Here is a 17,026-nt window from a genome sequence, read left to right on the forward strand (position 1 = left end):
GAAGCGACGAAGCAATCCATCTCTCCGCCTGCGGTGAGATGGATTGCTTCGCTTCGCTCGCAATGACGGGGCTACTCCTGGCATACCAGCTCATCCCCTCATAAGGCTCGACAATTCGCCCGCGAGTTCCACACGCGACGTTTACTTGACGTTGTTCTACGTTCGCACGAGGGTTCGGCATGGGGCAACCATGGAGTGAACGCCATGAAACAACCAAGCCTCAGAAAAGCTGCCCTCGCGGTCTCCGTCTTCACATGCGCGACCATGCTCTCGTTTGATTGGAGCGAGCAAAGGGGCGCTTCGCTATCGATCGAGCGCGCGCAAGCACAGACAGTTGATCCGTTGACCCCGGCGCCGGGCGTTACCCGGCGGCAGGCGCGGCGGGCCGCGGCCGGCGCGGCTGCCGTGGGCGCCGGTGCTGCTGCAGCCGGAGCGACTGCCGCCTATTACGGCAGCGGCGGCCCCTATGCCTACTACGGCGGTAACGGTTCCTATGCCTACCAAGGCGGCGGCAGTCCCTACGGCTATTACGGCGGGCCGGGCGTATGGAGCCAGGACTACGCGGCGCGCAACGGCATAATCTGCCAGCCCGGAACAATGGTCCGCCTGGAGGACGGCCGGATGCACAGGTGCCAGTAAGCGGCGCAATCGGGAAGGCGGCCGAACGGCCGCCCTTCTCGCGACGCTATTTCCCGTAAGCTTCCCGCATCCTGGCCTGGATCTTCGCCATGCCCGCGATCCAGCGGTCGTAGTTCTCGGTCTTCTTGCGCATGTAGCCGAGCACCTGCGGGTGCGGCAGGATCACGAAGGTTTCCTCTTCCAGTCCTTTCAACACGTCCTGCGCTACCTGCTCCGGCGAGAGATCGCCGTCGCCGGATTGCGGGCCCTTCGGAATCGAGCGCAGCATGTTGGTGTCGACGCCCTGCGGGCACAGGATCGAAACCTTGATGTTGTCGGCCTTGTGCGAGATCGCGAGATTCTCGGCAAAGCCGACGGCGGCATGCTTGGTGGTCGAATAGGCCGGGCTGCCGACCTGCGACAAGAGGCCTGCCGCCGAGATCGTGTTGAGGAAATAGCCGCCGCCGCGCGCTTTCATGCGCGGAATCAAATGGCGCGCCGCATAGACATGGGCCATCACATGAACGGCCCAGCTTCGCTGCCACGGTTCGTCGGAGTTTCCGCCGGCATTCACCGATAGTGGATCAAAACCGCCGCCGATGCCGGCATTGGAGCAGAACAACGCAATCGGGCCGAATTGATGCTCGGTCTCCTCGATGACGTGATGGACGTCCTTCTCTTTTCCGACATCGCATTTGAAGGCCGCCCCACCGATCGGAGTGGCGACCGCTCGCGCGCCATCGGGATCGATATCGGCGACAACGACCTTGGCGGCGCCTGCACGATGAAAGGCCTCGCACATCGCCTTCCCGATGCCGTTGCCGCCGCCGGTGACAACCACGACTTTGCCCGTCACCTGCATGGCCGCTCTCCGTTCATGATGATCCTACGTCAGGATCATCATATCGAGAATAGCCGTATAATGGCAGGCGGCGCCGAGCAAGACGAAGCCGTGCCAGATCGCGTTCTGGAAGCGCAACCGCTGCCAGGAATGGAAGATCACCCCAAGGCTATAGAGCACGCCGCCCGCCACCAAAAAGCCCAGCGCCAGCGGCGGCACCGCCTTCACCACGGCGTCGTAAAGCGTGACGCCGCTCCAGCCCAAGGCGAGATAAAGGCCGACCGCCAAACGATCGTATCGCCCCGGCAGCGCCAGCTTCAACACCACACCGGCGATCGCGATGCACCACACGCCGGTCAGCAGCGCGATCGCGAGATAGCTGTCCCTCAGCTCCACGATGAACGGGGTATAGGTCGCGGCGATCAAGAGATAGATCGCCGAATGATCGAAGCGGCGCAGCACCCATTTGGCGTGCGACACCGGCCAGAGATTGTAGACCGCCGACAATGTCAGCATCGCGAGCAGGCCTGTGACGTAGACGGACACCACGGTAATCTCGAACGCACCGGCATATACCGCCGTCAGCACGATCAGGGCGGTGGCGGCGATGAGCCCGAAACAGACGCCGACGATATGCACGACGCCATCGGCGATCAGCTCGGCGCGGTCGTAATTCCAGTGCATGGCGCCAGCCGCTGCATGGATGGATGTCGAGGCGATTTGTTTCAGTCTGAAGATGGTCATGCAGGTCCGCAGTAAGTGGCGAGGGAGCGATTAGGATATGGGTCTTCCGAGGTCAACGAACCGTTCATGCCGCTGGCCCCAAGGCCGTCGTATGCGGTTCGCGAACGATGCCAGTATCCCGTCGCCGTGGCATTTTCGTGCAGCCGGTAACCGCCGGATATCCCGAGGGGATTCCCTCGTCAGATGATCACAAGCGCTTGATTTCGGCCCGCCAATCGCCACTTCTCCGGTAATTGCACACCAACGCCTCTCTCGAGCTTTCCGCCCCGCATGGCCCCCAGCTTTTCAGATATCGTCGAGGAAGCGCGCCTGTCGGCGCGAGCGCTGCTGGACTACGGCGACAGCTTTTTCAATCCCACCGTGCGGCTCGGCGTCACCGGCCTGTCGCGCGCCGGCAAGACCGTGTTCATCACGGCGCTGATCCACGGCCTGACCCGCGGCGGCCGGTTTCCGGTGTTCGAACCCTACGCCTCGGGCCGGATCGCGGCCGCCCGGCTCGAGCCGCAGCCGGACGACGCGGTGCCGCGCTTCGATTATGAAAACCATGTCCGCACCCTGATCGAGGAACGGCGCTGGCCGAACTCGACCACTGACATCTCTGAATTGCGCCTCGTCATCGATTACCAGCGGCAGAATGGCGCGGACCGCACGCTCACCATCGACATCGTCGATTACCCCGGCGAATGGCTGCTCGACCTGCCGCTGCTCAACAGGAGTTTCGAGCAATGGTCGGCCGAGAGTCTTGCGCTGTCGCGCGAAGGCCCGCGCGCAACACTCGCCGTGCCCTGGCACGAGCATCTGAAGACGCTTCATCCCGAAAAGCGCGAGAACGAGCAGGCGACGCTCGCCGCCGCAAGACTGTTCACCGATTATCTGCGCGCCTGCCGCGACGAACGTTTCGCCATGAGCCTGCTGCCGCCCGGGCGTTTCCTGATGCCGGGCAACCTCGCAGGCTCGCCGGCGCTGACCTTCGCCCCGCTCGACGTGCCCATTGATGGCGCCGCGCCCGACGGTTCGCTGTGGGCGATGATGCGGCGGCGCTATGAGGCCTATAAGGACGTCGTGGTGCGTCCGTTCTTCCGCGATCATTTTGCGCGGCTCGACCGCCAGATCGTGCTGGTCGATGCGCTCGCGGCCTTCAATGCCGGGCCCGAAGCGCTGCACGATCTTGAAGCCGCGCTTGCCGGCATTCTCGATTGCTTCCGGATCGGCCGCAGCACGATCCTGAGCAGCCTTTTTCGTCCGCGGATCGACCGGATTCTGTTTGCCGCCACCAAGGCCGATCACCTGCACCATTCCAGCCACGACCGGCTCGAAGCCGTGCTACGGCGAACCGCCGCCAAGGCGGCTGACCGTGCCGAATATGCCGGCGCCGCCATCGACGTGGTCGCACTCGCCGCCGTACGCGCCACGCGCGAGGCGATGGTCGCGCGCGGCCGGGAGAAGCTGCCGTCGATCCTCGGCACGCCCGCGCCGGGCGAGACCGCCAATGGTGAAGCCTTCGATGGCGAGACCGAAGTGGCGACTTTTCCGGGTGATCTCCCCGCCGATCCCGACGAGCTGTTCAAGGGCGGCTTTCGCGGCCTTTCCAGCATGCCGTCCGACAGCGCCGATTTCCGCTTCCTGCGCTTCCGGCCGCCGCTGCTGGAGCGCACCGGCAAGGACGAGCCCGCGCTGCCTCACATCCGCCTCGACCGCGCCCTTCAGTTCCTGATTGGAGACCGACTGCAATGAGCGAGAAAACGCCGCATCGGCGGCCGGCGACGTTCAAGCTCGGCGACCCCGGCGTCATCGTGATAGACCCAGAGGAGACCGGCCGCCCTGCCCGCGGCACGGTGCAGATCACGCCGGAGGCGGATCCCGCGCTGCTGCCCGTTCCGCTCGATGCGCCGAGGGTCCCGCTGCGCCGCGGCTTTCGCTGGGGCGCGCTGTTCTGGTCGGCTATCGGCGGGCTGGTGCTGCTCGGCACAGGACTCGGCGTCGTCAATCTGATCGAGGATCTGTTCGCGCGCAGCCAGACATTGGGCTACGTCGCGCTGGCATTTGCGGTGGCGGCCGGGTTGGCGCTGACCGTCGTCATCGGCCGCGAAGCGTTCGGGCTGGCGCGGCTGGCGGCGATCGAAAAGCTGCATCAGCGCGCCACTGAGGTGCTGCGCAGCGACGACCGCGCCGAGAGCCGCGCCGTCGTCAACGAGCTCCTCAAGCTCGCGCATCAAAACCCCCAACTCGCGCGCGCCCGCGCCACGCTGAAAGGTCATGCCCACGACATCATCGATGGCGCCGACATGATCAAGCTGGCCGAGCGCGAACTGATGGCGCCGCTCGATGAAGAGGCGCGCCGGCTGGTTTCAACGGCCGCGCAGCGCGTCTCGGTCGTGACCGCGGTAAGCCCACGCGCGCTGATCGACGTGCTGTTCGTGTTCGTCGCCGCGATGCGCTTGATCCGTCAACTGGCGCGGCTCTATGGCGGCCGTCCGGGCACGCTCGGCATGATCAGCCTGTTGCGCCAAATCATCGGCCATCTCGCCATCACCGGCGGCATGGCCGTCGGCGACAGCCTGGTGCAACAGATGCTCGGCCACGGCATCGCGGCAAAACTCTCGCAACGGCTCGGCGAAGGCGTGCTCAACGGCCTGCTCACCGCAAGGCTCGGCCTTGCCGCCATCGACGTAACGCGCCCCTTGCCGTTCACGGCATTGCCGCGGCCCGCGCTCTCCGATCTCGCGAAGGATTTGCTGAGCAAGCGGGACGATGAGGCGTGAGCTCGTAGGGTGGGCAAAGGCGCGATAGCGCCGTGCCCACCATCGATCGTCGAGCACGCTTCGTGATGGTGGGCACGCTTACGCTTTGCCCACCCTACGAACTATCGAGAGTCGCAATTTTCGGAAGTGGCTTGGTCGTGCGTCTTGTTCCTTGACACTATTTTCGTTGCTCCCACTGGATGAACTTCTCAAGCAGAGCTTCGGATTTTTCGGGCGCCTTAGCCGTTCCAGCGGAGGCGGGCTCGGAAACAGCACGTTCCGGGCTATTGCTTTCTTGTGATTGTTGAAACTGCATGAATCCGTGCAGCAGCTCTTGGGAGTCCTTGGGTGTCGTTTGAGCCGGTGTGGCCAATGCGGGAGTGGAAATGGAAACAGCGAGCTCCGAGGGATCGCGTTCTAACTTTGGAACTACGTTAACAAAGATGAGCGCCACGACCACAGCGACACCGATTGCTGCGGCAACTCCACCCGCAATGGCAAACAGCGCGCGTCGTGGACGGCGTTCCTGAGCGAGTTGCAACTCCAGCGGATGCCGGTTGGATTTGGCGAAGGCTTCCTCACGCATCTCATCAAAACGAGACCGAGAGGAAGTGGGAGGCAAATGGTCCGATCTCGTCTGCGTCGCGTTTGATCGATGGGCCGCTTCACTGCGCACCGCGCGTGGCGCGTAGTACAGAGGATCGTCTGGACTATGGGACGCGGAATGTTCGTCCGAACGGATGAAACTCATTTGCACTGCTCCTCACGACGCCAAAATTGCTACTCCGGTGCTTTGGTATGGGCGAGATTGTCGTCGCGAAATCCTAGCGAGTCAGTTGCGTTGAGTCATCTCTAAATCACTATCGTTCGCCCAACGCCACAAGACGGTCAGGTGAAGGTTCCCCGTCGGCTTTCCAGGCCCTGGGCTTCCGCCCATGCCGGAATAACCGTTCCGGTTTTGGTACCTATCGGACATGACCGGCTAGCCTGGCGAGTTCGTACTTAGGCAAACAGACCTGTTGCTGCGCGCGTCGATATCCGCAAGTGACCCCGTTTCGGACATGAGCATAGCCGGACATCGACCCACAATCGTGCTATATAACCATTCGATTTCCCCAGCACGGGGGACCATCTTGAGCAGCGAGCACGTAGAGCGACGACTTGCAGCTATTCTGGCGGCGGATGTCGCAGGCTCTTGCCGCTTAATAGGGATAGACGAAGAAGGCACGCTGGCGCGACTGAAAGCGCTTAGAAGGACGCTTTTCGATCCCAAAATCGCGCAGCATCACGGTCGTGTCGTCAAGAATACCGGGGACGGCGCTATCGCTGAGTTCGCCAGCGTGGTCGACGCGGTACGATGTGCCGACGAAATTCAACGCGGCATGGCCGAACAAAATATCGACGTGCCGCAGGACAAGCGGATCGAGCTCCGCATTGGCATTCACGTCGGTGATATCATTATCGAAGAGAACGATATCTTTGGTGACGGGGTCAATATTGCAGTGCGTCTCGAAGGGATTGCAGAGCCGGGCGGTATCAGCATCTCGGACGACGCTCGTCGGCAAATTCGTGGCAAGGTAGATGTAACGTTTGAGGATTTGGGTTCGCAATCCTTGAAGAATATCGCCGAACCGATGCGGGTCTGGCGCGTCCCATACGGTCGCGCCGTGCCAGCCGTGCCGAACCGCTGGCCTGTTGATGAGACCCTTGCTCTGCCCAATAAACCCTCGATCGCCGTTCTCCCCTTCACCAACCTGAGCTCCGATCCGGAACAGGAATATTTCGCGGACGGGATGGTAGATGACATCATCACGGCGCTGTCGCATTTCAAGGCGCTGTTCGTCATCGCCCGCAACTCAAGCTTCACATATAAGGGGCGTGCAGTCGACGTAACGCAGGTGGGGCGCGAGCTTGGCGTGCGTTACCTGTTGGAAGGGAGCGTTCGCAAGGCGACAAACCGAGTGCGCATCACGGGACAACTTGTCGATACCGCCACTGGGGGACATCTTTGGGCAGACCGGTTTGATGGTGGGCTGGGCGACATCTTCGATCTGCAGGATCAGGTGACCGAAAGCGTTGTCGGGGCGATTGCGCCAGCGTTGGAGAAAGCCGAGATCGAGCGTGCCAAGCGCAAGCCGACCGAGAGCCTTGATGCCTACGCCCTCTATTTACGCGGTTTGGCCAGGCTTTATCAGTTTGCTAACCGGCAGGCGAACAAGGAGGCATTGCGCCTGTTCAACAGAGCAATCAAGCTCGACCCAGATTTTGCGTCCGCCTACGGTCGTGCCGCCTGTTGCTACGCCCAAGCCAAGGCCAGTGGCTGGATCTCAGACACAGCGAACGAGATTGCCGAAGTGACGAGGCTGGCTTACCGGGCGGTTGAGTTGGGCAAGGATGACGCGATCGCGCTCGCCGACAGCGGGTGGGCACTAGCTCTTGTTGTTCGCGACCTCGGGGTGGGCGCCGGCTTAATCGATCGCGCGCTTGTGCTCAATTCCAATTTAGCCGAGGCATTTCTTTACGGCGGCTGGGCCAAGACCTGGCTCGGCGAGCCGGAATCTGCAATCGAGCGCTTCGCGCGTGCCATGCGCCTGAGCCCGATTGGTCCGCGGGTAGCAGGAATGCGGGTCGGGACCGCGCATGCACATTTCTTCCTGGGCCGCTATGACGAAGCGGCATCGTGGGCGGATAGGGCATTGCAGGACAATCCGGACTTTCAACCTGGGTTGCGTATCGACGCTGCAAGCAACGCTATGGCCGGACGGGCGGAGCAAGCACACAAGGCAATGGCCCGGCTGCGGCAGCTGAATCCCGCGCTACGTATTTCCAGTGTCAAAAGCGTGCTGGGCCCCTATCGACATGAAGACTTCTCGCGATACGAAGAAGGATTGCGGCGAGCCGGGCTGCCCGAATGACCAAAGCAGCCAGGCTCGACCGTTCGCGACGAGGTGATCGAATAAGCGCGACTTCCGTTGTTGGCCCCTTGGTGGACATCCCGGCCGCGCTGATTGGATGTTCGCGCCGTGCCTACCATCGATCATCAAACACGCTTGCGGATGGTGGCACGCGAAGCCTGTCATCGGGCGCGCATTCGCGCGACCCGTTGGCTTTGCCCACGCTACGGACAGCAGGCTGATTTGCGGCCGCGCGCAAGTGCAATTTCATGCAGCGGCCTGCTACAAGACAACCCGACGGGCAAATCACTTCTGATTTTCAGAAATCGTGTCAAGCCCGGGAATCAAAAATATTCCGCTTAACACGAGGGGCAAATCAGCCGCATAACTCCGCCCGTCTCACCCATTGAGGGGCGCTCGCGAACGTCACGAACGTGCGGTGAGATGCGGTGGACGCGGAAGGCGCGATAGACGTTGCGCGCCGGAAGCGTACGGCGAAGTCGTGTGGTTCGGGCGCCGCGGTGCTGGCGTTAAGTCCGCGAGAAGCGATGTTTCTTGGGGGCGACGGAGGCAAAAGAGCCGTTCTCCGGGAAGAGCACGAAGTAAGCCGTAAAGCCATTGCGCAGGGAAGGCCGGGATGCTCCCGCTGTACCTGTATGCTCGTGTGCATTTTCTTTAGCGCAAATCGCACACGAGACCGCGGGTGCAGCAAGCACCCGGTCTTCCCTGCGCCCTCTGAATGAGAGGGCGGGAAAAGAAGATGCAAACCTCGGGCAAAACGTGTCGCGAGAATGCGAAACTGTAACCACACGTCATTGCGAGCGAAGCGAAGCAATCCATTGTCACCTCATACGAGGAAAGGATTGCTTCGCTTCGCTCGCAATGACGTGGAAAGACAGCGGCGTACTGGATCCCCCGCATCGCGGGTGATGACGACCTCACGAAAGGCGATTGTCATGCGCCTCACGCCCCGCCAGCACGCGCCAGCGAAACAGCGGCGAATCTGGCGGCGGCGAGAGTTCGGGTGTCCAGCCGGTGAGTTTTTCCAGCGCGTAGGTATCCATCACCGTCCCGCGCCAGACGCGCTCGACCCGCTCCAGCGGCTCGCGTTCTGCGGTGGTGAGATCCCACAGCGGCAGGCGATGGTCCGGCTCGCGGGCGACGTAGAGGCCGGGATGATCCTTGATCAGGTTCATGCCGGGATCGCGAAAACCTTGAAACCGTCCGCGCTCGTTGATCTGGATGACCGGCACCTGCCCTTTGAAATGCCAGCGCAGCATTGCGTAGGTGCGGTAATCCGACGTCGCGATCCAGGTCGCGCCGGTCTCTCGCAACTGCTCCCGCGCGCGGGCCGCGACCTGCTCATAGCCGGCCTCGCCGCCGACCGGATCGGTCCTGCCGATAAAATTCCAGGGCGCCGCAACGTAATAAAAGAACACGCCGACCACAAAAGCGATGCCGGAGATGACGGCCACCCTCGCCCACCGGAACGTCGATTGGACCATCCATTCCGAAAAACCTTCGCGCGGCAGCATGACGAGATTGATGGCGGTCGCGGCAAAGGCGGCGGGCCACAGGAACATCGGCCAGGTGTCACCGACGCGGAGCGTCAGCGACTTCCAGAGGAAATAGAGGAACGGCACCAGCACGGCGGTCGACAGCAGGATCGCGACCGGCTCGCGCGTGCGGTAGCCGCGCCAGGCCGTCAGCGCGACGCCGGACAGCGCCACCGGCAGCAGCACAAAGCCGACAAGACCGAACTGCAGGCCGATGAATTCGCCGACGGTGCGGAGCGACAATTGATGGGTCGCCACCGCGCGCACGAACTGGAAACGGAACGAGGCCCAATCGTGCTGCGCATTCCAGATCAGGACCGGCATGAAGATCACCACCGCGATCAATGCCGCTGCCCAAGGATACGGGCTGAGCAGCCAGCGGCGGCGCCAGTCCGGCACCAGCGCGAATGCCGCAACCGCTGGCAGCAGCATGATCGCGGTGAATTTCGACAGCAGCGCGAGACCTGCGAACAGCCCCGCGGCAAGCCACCAGCGCGGGTTGCCGCTCTGGTTGAGCCGCACCAGCGACCACAGCATCGCGACCGCAAACGGGATCATCGCGGTGTCGGGCGCGACCTTCGCCATCAACAGCCCGTAATACAGCGCCGCTTCCGGCAACAGCATGGCGAAGATCACGGCGCGAACATCATGCGTCACGCTCCGGACGATGTCGGCGAGCAGGAGCTGCGTGATCAGCATCGCGACGATGCCGCCGAAACGCACGCCGAGATGGGTGTCGCCGAAGATCGCGGTGCCGAACCGGATCAGCCAGGCGATGCCGGGCGGGTGATCGAGAAAAGCGAGCGCGCTCTCCTTCGACCAGGTCCAGTAATAGGCCTCGTCGGTACGCAGATCGAGCACGCTGGCATAGACCAGCCGCATCGCCGTCATTGCGGCGATCAGCAGCGCCACGGCAAGCCACGGCGGCGTGGCGGAACTGTCCGATTTGGCTTGGCTGTTATTGGGTGGGGCTATGGTCACGGCGCTTTCTCTTCGACTGCGCCCGGAGTGTCAACGAGCCCTAAGCAAAAACTGTCCCGCACACCCGCCTCGTCATTCCGGGGCTCGCGAAGCGAGAACCCGGAATCCATCGTGACGCCGGGTAATGCTGCCCAATGGATTCCGGGCCTGCGCCCAAGGGGGCGCATCCCGGAATGACAGAGTGGTAAGGCCGGGACGGCCAGAGTATTCACCGCCCGAATTACGCATTAGTATCGCCCAATATTGACCCTATGGATCGCATGGCCGCCCTCTCCCGAGACCAGATCACGACCTTCCTACGCGGCATCAGCCTGCGGCAGGTCCGCCTTATCACCGGCGTGACCCTGTTCGCTTATCTGGTCAGCCATTTCCTCAACCACGCGCTCGGCAACATCTCGCTCGAGGCGCTGGCGACCGGCGTCTATCTCCACACGTCGTTCTGGCAGTTCCTGCCGGTCACGATCCTGTTCTACGCGGCATGCCTGGTGCACACCGGGCTCGGCATCTGGGCATTGTATGAACGCCGGCAATTCCGCTGGAAGGCGATCGAGCCGCTGCAGCTTGCGCTCGGCCTCAGCGTGCCGATGCTGATCATCGCCCATATCATCGGCGTCCGGCTCGGCCAGACGCTTTATGGGCATGAAAAACTCTATCCGCAGGTGCTGTTCCTGTATTGGATCTGGGCGCCGTGGCGGATCTGGATGATGCTCGCGGTCATGACCATCGCCTGGGTGCATGGCTGCATCGGACTGTATCTGTGGCTGCGGATGCGGGCGTTCTACAAGCGCGCCGCGCCGTTCCTGCTCGCCGCAGTGGTACTTATTCCAACGCTTTCCATGCTCGGCTTCTATCAGAGCGGGCGCATTGTGATCGACAATGACAGCGTGGAATGGCGGGCGGAAACCCAATCGCAGCGCCAGCTCGGCACGCGGGCCGAGGCGCAAGCGCTCGAACGCATCACCGACTATTTCCTGTTCGGCTATTTCGGCCTGATCGGCATCGCGCTGGCGGCGAGAGGCGTGCGCGCCATCAACGAGCGCCGCCGCGGCATGATCAGCCTGTCCTACGGCAACGGGCGCACGGTGCGCGTTCCCAAGGGCCTGAGCGTACTCGAGGCGAGCCTGCGCAACAACGTGCCGCACGCCAGCGTCTGCGGCGGCCGCGCCCGCTGCTCGACCTGCCGCATCCGCATCATCGGCGACTGCTCTGCGCTGCCAGAGCCTTCGCAGCGCGAGGCGTTCGTGCTTAGCCGGGTCGGCACGTCGGATCCATCCATCCGCCTCGCCTGTCAGTTACGGCCGCCGATCGATCTTTCATTCTTTCAACTCTTCCTGCCGCACACCTCCGCCGACGGTCACGAGTCGAATCCGACGCGGATCGGTCAGGAGCGCTATCTCGTCAGCCTGTTCGTGGACATGCGCGGCTCGACCAAGCTTGCGGAAAAGCGCCTGCCGTTCGACACCGTCTTCATCGTCAACCGGTTTCTGGGTGCGGTATCGCAGGCGGTGCTCGCGAGCGGCGGCATGCCGAACCAGTTCGTCGGCGACGGCATGCTGGCGCTGTTCGGGCTATCGACCAGCCGGCAGGAAGCCTGCCGCCAGGCGTTGCACGCGGCGGCGATGATCGCCGCCAACATCGACGAATTGAATAAATTTCTCGAACATGATTTGCGCGAACCGATCCGCTTCGGCATCGGCATCAACGGCGGCGAAGTGATCGTCGGCGATATCGGCTACCGCGATCACATGGTGTTCACCGCGCTCGGCGACGCCGTCAACGTCGCGGCGCGCCTGCAGGACATGACCAAGAGCCTTGCATGCGAAGTCGTCATCTCGGATGAAGTTCGCGCGACCGCAGGCCTCGCCGCCGATGCATTGCCGCAGCATGAAGTCGAGATCCGCGGACGTAACGAGCCGATGATCGTACGCAGCGTGACAGATGCGCGGATGCTGCCGGCGCTGGTTAACGAAGAGCAAAGCGCCGCGGCGTGAAATCGCGCCGGCAATGGTGGTTCGAGGCGCATGAATAATCGTTCAGAAAATTGTCGGCGAACGCGGCGCAGCCATGCCGAAGGCTCGCCGCCGCCTCCCTCCAGGCGGAAGAATGGCGTCAACCCAGCGGATCGATCCACTCGCCAAAAATCGGAGTTGCCGGCCGCCCGGCCGGATCAAATGGGCGCAAAACCGGAAAAACGGCGGGAATCGGCTGGGAATGGGGGCATTTTGGCCAAAACGGCCGGTCCGTTTACGCTACCCAGCCTGCCCCAACCCGCGTATCCTGATGGTACGGGCATGCCGGTTAGTGCGGGGACCGGCGGCTCGTTTATTTTTTTGATTCCGCGGAGACGACGTGAATGGCTAAAGGTACGGTGAAGTGGTTCAATCCGACCAAGGGTTACGGATTCATCCAGCCCTCAAGCGGCGGCAAGGACGTGTTCGTTCATATTTCGGCAGTTGAGAAAGCTGGGCTTTCGACGCTCAATGAAGGGCAGACCGTCGAGTACGAAGAGATCGCCAACCGCGGCAAGACTTCGGCCGAGAACCTCAAGGTTTAGCGCGACCACGCAATCGGCAACGGTGCACTCTCGGAGTTAAATCCGGGAGTAGGGCTTAAGAAACTTCTCGAAAACTGTGAGCGTTCGGCGGAGCGGGCACCGCCTCTGCACGCACGATGGCTAGATCGTTGCGCGAAAAACCGGCCGCTCAATCTTCCGTGACCCACTTCTGAACCGTCATCACGTCGGGTGGCTGCAGGTAGCCGCGCGGCCAGAGATCGACGACCCATTCGACCTTGGTGGCGCGATCGACCAGCACCGCGGTGTTGTGCGGCGTCTGCAATACCAGCGTATTGCCGCGATAGCGCGGATCGCCGATCCCGTGATGCTTCAACAGGCCCCACTCCTGCAGCACCAGCAAAAGGCTGGTGGTGTTGCGCGTCGTGTCCCAGCAATCGTAATTGTGCTTGTCGTCGAAGTAGCGGAAGTCAGCTTTCGCAACGCGCTTGCTAGTGCCGATGATCGGCCCCATGCGGCGGTCGAACCACACCACCGCCTTCTGCACCGCGGCACGTTCGGCCGCGGCCGAGGCGCGGCCCGCTTGCATGATCTGTGTCAACGCGCTGCGGTCGGCGGCTGTGAAATCGAGGATCTCGCGACGCCGGCAGACGAAGCCGTAGCACACCGTCATGGATTTGGCTGAAGGCGGATAGATCGAAACCGAGCTGTAGAGATTGGCGACCTCGGCACTCATCTCGATCGCTCTCGCCGGCAGCGCCCCGAACAGCGCAGCCAGAAGCACGCCAAGCACGGCCGCGAAGCTGGTCCGCGTTCGGCTTCCCTGTATCGGCGGAGCGGCGCCTCTCATGATCCCTGCTGTTCCCAAGCGACGGCGTGCCTGACGATTAGCGCGGCTCCTGCACGCTGCCAACCAGCAAGCCCGCGATCTGTGGATCAGGCCGCGGAAATTCCGGCCGCTGTGTTTTCCATGCGCCAGTCGGTTCCGCCGGCGCCGCCATCGCTGGCGCAATTGAGGGGACTTGCGGGCCTGTTCCGCCCATCCCGGCCCCGTTAGACTGGCCGAAGCCAAGAGAAATCCCATGCTGATTCCTCCGTCGCCGCTTCCACCCTTCAGCGCGCCCTACGCGCCCGATGACCGCGCGATGGCCGCCCGCCTGCTCCAGGCCGCGCGGCTGGACGCGGCGCAGGAGCGGCGCATCGATCGCGCAGCGACTGCGCTGATCAAGGCCATCAGGGCCAATGACGATCCACTCGGCGGGGTCGAGGACATGTTGCGCGAGTTCGCGCTGTCGACCAAGGAGGGGCTGGCGCTGATGGTGCTTGCGGAAGCACTGTTGCGGGTCCCGGACGCCCGCACCGCCGACCAGTTCATCGAGGACAAGCTGGGCCAGGGCGATTTCGTCCATCATGAAACCAGGTCGAGCGCCTTCCTGGTCAACGCCTCGGCGTGGGCGCTCGGCATGTCGGCCCGCGTGATCCAGCCCGGCGAGACCCCGCAGGGCACCATCGGGCGGCTGACCAAGCGGCTGGGCGCACCCGCGGTGCGGGCGGCAACGCGGCAGGCGATGCGGCTGATGGGCAATCATTTCGTGCTTGGCGAGACCATCGAGGCGGCGCTGTCGCGGGCGCAACCGCATTCCGCGCGCCAGCAACGCTACTCCTTCGACATGCTCGGCGAAGGCGCCCGCACCGCCGACGACGCCGCGCGCTATTTCACTTCCTATGCCAGCGCCATCGAGGCGATCGGTCGCACGGCGGATGACCGTCCCCTGCCCGACCGGCCCGGCATCTCGGTCAAGCTCTCGGCACTACATCCCCGCTTCGAAGCGGTGAGCCAAGCGCGGGTGATGGACGAACTGGTCCCGCGGCTGATCGACCTCGCCCGGCAAGCCAAAGCCTATGATCTCAATTTCACTGTTGATGCCGAGGAAGCGGACCGGCTGGAATTGTCACTCGACGTGATCGCGGCAGCCTTCGCTGATCCCTCACTTGCGGGCTGGGACGGATTTGGCCTCGCGATCCAGGCCTATCAGAAACGGGCCAGTGACGTGATCGATTACGTCGATCGCCTCGCACGCAGCCTCGACCGCAACATGATGGTGCGGCTGGTCAAGGGCGCCTATTGGGACACCGAGATCAAGCGCGCGCAGGAACGCGGGCTCGACGGCTATCCCGTATTCACCCGCAAGGCGATGACGGACCTGAACTACGTCGCCTGCGCAAAACAATTGCTGGCGCTGCGGCCACGGATATTTCCGCAGTTCGCCACCCACAACGCGCTCACGGTCGCAACCATCCTCGAACTGGCAACGGAGCAGAGCGGATTCGAATTCCAGCGACTGCACGGCATGGGCGAGGCCCTCTACGCTAAGCTCGGCGAAGACCGTCCCGATATCGCTCATCGCACCTACGCGCCGGTCGGCAGCCACCGCGACCTCCTCGCCTATCTGGTGCGGCGATTGCTGGAGAACGGCGCCAATTCATCCTTTGTCGCGCTCGCCGCCGACGAGGCGGTGCCGGTCTCGCAATTGCTGCGGCGCCCCGCTGATATCGTCGGCAGCGCCGACCATGCCAGACATCCGAATATCCCGCTGCCGCGCGATCTCTATGGGCCGCAGCGAAAAAACTCCCGCGGAATCGAATTCGGTGAACGCGCGGCGTTGAGCAAACTCGTCTCGGCCATCGCGGCGGAACGACTGCCCGCATCCGGAAGCATTGCGGATGCGACGGAGATGGAGGCGAATGCGGCAGTATCGGCCGCACGCGCCGGCTTCACGAATTGGAGCAGAACGCCGGCCAAGACACGCGCAGCCGTGCTGAAAAGGGCCGCCGACCTGCTGGAAGCCCGCGCGGCGCATTTCATCGCACTGCTGCAACGAGAGGGCCGCAAGACGCTGGACGATTCGGTATCAGAAGTCCGCGAAGCCGTGGACTTCTGCCGCTACTATGCGGCGCAGGGACGCGAGATGTTTGGCGATGGCAAGCCGCTGCCGGGGCCGACCGGCGAGAGCAATATGCTCCGTCTGCGGGGCCGCGGCGTCTTCGTCGCGATCTCGCCGTGGAATTTTCCGCTCGCGATCTTCCTCGGGCAGGTCACGGCGGCATTGATGGCGGGCAACGCGGTCGTTGCGAAGCCGGCCGAGCAGACGCCGCTGATTGCGGCTGAAGCCATCAGGCTGCTGCACGAAGCCGGCGTGCCGGCATCAGCGCTGCATCTGATCGCCGGCGACGGCCGGATCGGCGGCGCGTTGGTAGCGCATCCCGAGATCGCCGGTGTCGTCTTCACCGGCTCGACAGAAGTGGCGCGCAAGATCAACCGCGCGCTCGCTGCCAAAGATGGACCGATTGTGCCGCTGATCGCCGAGACCGGCGGCATCAATGCGATGATTGTCGATGCCACCGCGCTGCCCGAACAGGTCGCCGACGACGTCGTGACCTCGGCCTTCCGCTCCGCCGGCCAGCGCTGCTCGGCACTGCGGCTGTTGTTCCTGCAGGACGACGTCGCCGACCGCGTGATCGAGATGATAGCGGGCGCGGCGCGCGAACTCGTCATCAGCGACCCCTGCGATCCAGCCACGCATATCGGACCGGTGATCGATGCCGAGGCCAAGCAACGGCTGGACGCGCATATCGAAAGGATGAAGAAGGAAGCCCGGGTGCACTTTGCGGGTCACGCACCACAAGGCAATTACGTCGCGCCGCACATTTTTGAACTGTCCGATGCTGGCCAGCTCACGGAAGAAGTCTTCGGCCCGGTGCTGCACGTGGCGCGCTATCGCGCCGACCGATTTGACGAGGTGCTGCAATCGGTCGAGCGCTCCGGCTACGGACTGACGCTCGGCATCCATTCCCGGATCGACGATACGGTGGAAGACACGATCGAGCGCCTGCAGGTCGGCAACATCTATGTCAACCGCAACATGATCGGAGCCGTCGTCGGTGTGCAGCCGTTTGGCGGCCACGGACTATCCGGCACCGGACCCAAGGCTGGCGGGCCGCACTATCTGGCGCGTTTTGCAACCGAGCAGACGGTGACCATCAATACGGCGGCTGCCGGCGGAAATGCAGCACTGATGTCTGGTGGCGAGTAGTTGCATGGCCCACCCCACATGGGCCAAATGGCATCCAAATTTCAG

Annotated in this window: 12 protein-coding genes; 7 read left to right on the forward strand and 5 right to left on the reverse strand. The window is 63.2% G+C overall.

Annotated elements, in window-relative coordinates; translation table 11 throughout:
• The first annotated feature begins 204 nt into the window (after positions 1 to 204).
• Positions 205 to 639 (forward strand): hypothetical protein, encoded by a 435-nt coding sequence (locus V1277_RS08790; RefSeq protein WP_334415838.1) that lies wholly within the window; start codon positions 205 to 207, stop codon positions 637 to 639.
• Positions 640 to 685: 46 nt separating this feature from the next.
• Here V1277_RS08790 and V1277_RS08795 read toward each other — a convergent pair whose 3' ends face one another.
• Positions 686 to 1,480 (reverse strand): SDR family oxidoreductase, encoded by a 795-nt coding sequence (locus V1277_RS08795; protein WP_334415839.1) that lies wholly within the window; start codon positions 1,478 to 1,480, stop codon positions 686 to 688.
• A 24-nt stretch (positions 1,481 to 1,504) separates the two neighbouring features.
• Complete coding sequence (gene trhA / locus V1277_RS08800; RefSeq protein WP_334373152.1) at positions 1,505 to 2,203, reverse strand: PAQR family membrane homeostasis protein TrhA; 699 nt, start codon at positions 2,201 to 2,203, stop codon at positions 1,505 to 1,507.
• 270 nt (positions 2,204 to 2,473) lie between these two features.
• Here trhA and V1277_RS08805 point away from each other — a divergent pair, with 270 nt between their 5' ends.
• Both V1277_RS08805 and V1277_RS08810 read left to right on the forward strand, forming a co-directional pair.
• Positions 2,474 to 3,937 (forward strand): YcjX family protein, encoded by a 1,464-nt coding sequence (locus V1277_RS08805; protein ID WP_334415840.1) that lies wholly within the window; start codon positions 2,474 to 2,476, stop codon positions 3,935 to 3,937.
• Positions 3,934 to 4,965 (forward strand): YcjF family protein, encoded by a 1,032-nt coding sequence (locus V1277_RS08810; protein ID WP_334415841.1) that lies wholly within the window; start codon positions 3,934 to 3,936, stop codon positions 4,963 to 4,965. Before V1277_RS08805 ends, V1277_RS08810 begins: the two co-directional genes overlap by 4 nt.
• Before the next feature lie 157 nt (positions 4,966 to 5,122).
• On the opposite strand, the gene V1277_RS08815 is transcribed toward V1277_RS08810, so the two are convergent.
• A complete protein-coding gene (locus V1277_RS08815; protein ID WP_334415842.1) occupies positions 5,123 to 5,695 on the reverse strand; it encodes a hypothetical protein in 573 nt (190 codons plus the stop codon).
• Between the two features lie 382 nt (positions 5,696 to 6,077).
• On the opposite strand from V1277_RS08815, the gene V1277_RS08820 reads away from it, so the two are divergent.
• The gene (locus tag V1277_RS08820; RefSeq protein WP_334415843.1) at positions 6,078 to 7,859 is read left to right on the forward strand and encodes an adenylate/guanylate cyclase domain-containing protein; all 1,782 of its coding nucleotides are present in this window, start codon (positions 6,078 to 6,080) and stop codon (positions 7,857 to 7,859) included.
• 917 nt (positions 7,860 to 8,776) lie between these two features.
• On the opposite strand, the gene V1277_RS08825 is transcribed toward V1277_RS08820, so the two are convergent.
• A complete protein-coding gene (locus V1277_RS08825) occupies positions 8,777 to 10,285 on the reverse strand; it encodes a glycosyltransferase family 39 protein (protein WP_334420317.1) in 1,509 nt (502 codons plus the stop codon).
• 350 nt (positions 10,286 to 10,635) lie between these two features.
• Between V1277_RS08825 and V1277_RS08830 the strand changes: the two genes are divergently transcribed.
• Both V1277_RS08830 and V1277_RS08835 read left to right on the forward strand, forming a co-directional pair.
• Positions 10,636 to 12,366 carry an adenylate/guanylate cyclase domain-containing protein gene (locus V1277_RS08830; RefSeq protein WP_334415844.1) on the forward strand — a complete coding sequence of 577 codons (1,731 nt, stop codon included), beginning with the start codon at positions 10,636 to 10,638 and terminating at the stop codon, positions 12,364 to 12,366.
• 362 nt (positions 12,367 to 12,728) lie between these two features.
• Entirely contained in the window at positions 12,729 to 12,929 is a 201-nt protein-coding gene (locus tag V1277_RS08835; RefSeq protein WP_028351035.1) for a cold-shock protein, read from the forward strand.
• Between the two features lie 148 nt (positions 12,930 to 13,077).
• Here the strand turns inward: V1277_RS08835 and V1277_RS08840 are convergent, their stop codons facing one another.
• A complete protein-coding gene (locus tag V1277_RS08840; protein WP_334415845.1) occupies positions 13,078 to 13,737 on the reverse strand; it encodes a hypothetical protein in 660 nt (219 codons plus the stop codon).
• Positions 13,738 to 13,969: 232 nt separating this feature from the next.
• Between V1277_RS08840 and putA the strand changes: the two genes are divergently transcribed.
• Positions 13,970 to 16,981 carry a bifunctional proline dehydrogenase/L-glutamate gamma-semialdehyde dehydrogenase PutA gene (gene putA / locus V1277_RS08845; protein WP_334415846.1) on the forward strand — a complete coding sequence of 1,004 codons (3,012 nt, stop codon included), beginning with the start codon at positions 13,970 to 13,972 and terminating at the stop codon, positions 16,979 to 16,981.
• The last annotated feature ends 45 nt before the right edge of the window (positions 16,982 to 17,026 follow it).

Origin of the sequence: Bradyrhizobium sp. AZCC 1588 (assembly GCF_036924735.1) — a bacterium.
Taxonomy (GTDB): Bacteria; Pseudomonadota; Alphaproteobacteria; order Rhizobiales; family Xanthobacteraceae; genus Bradyrhizobium.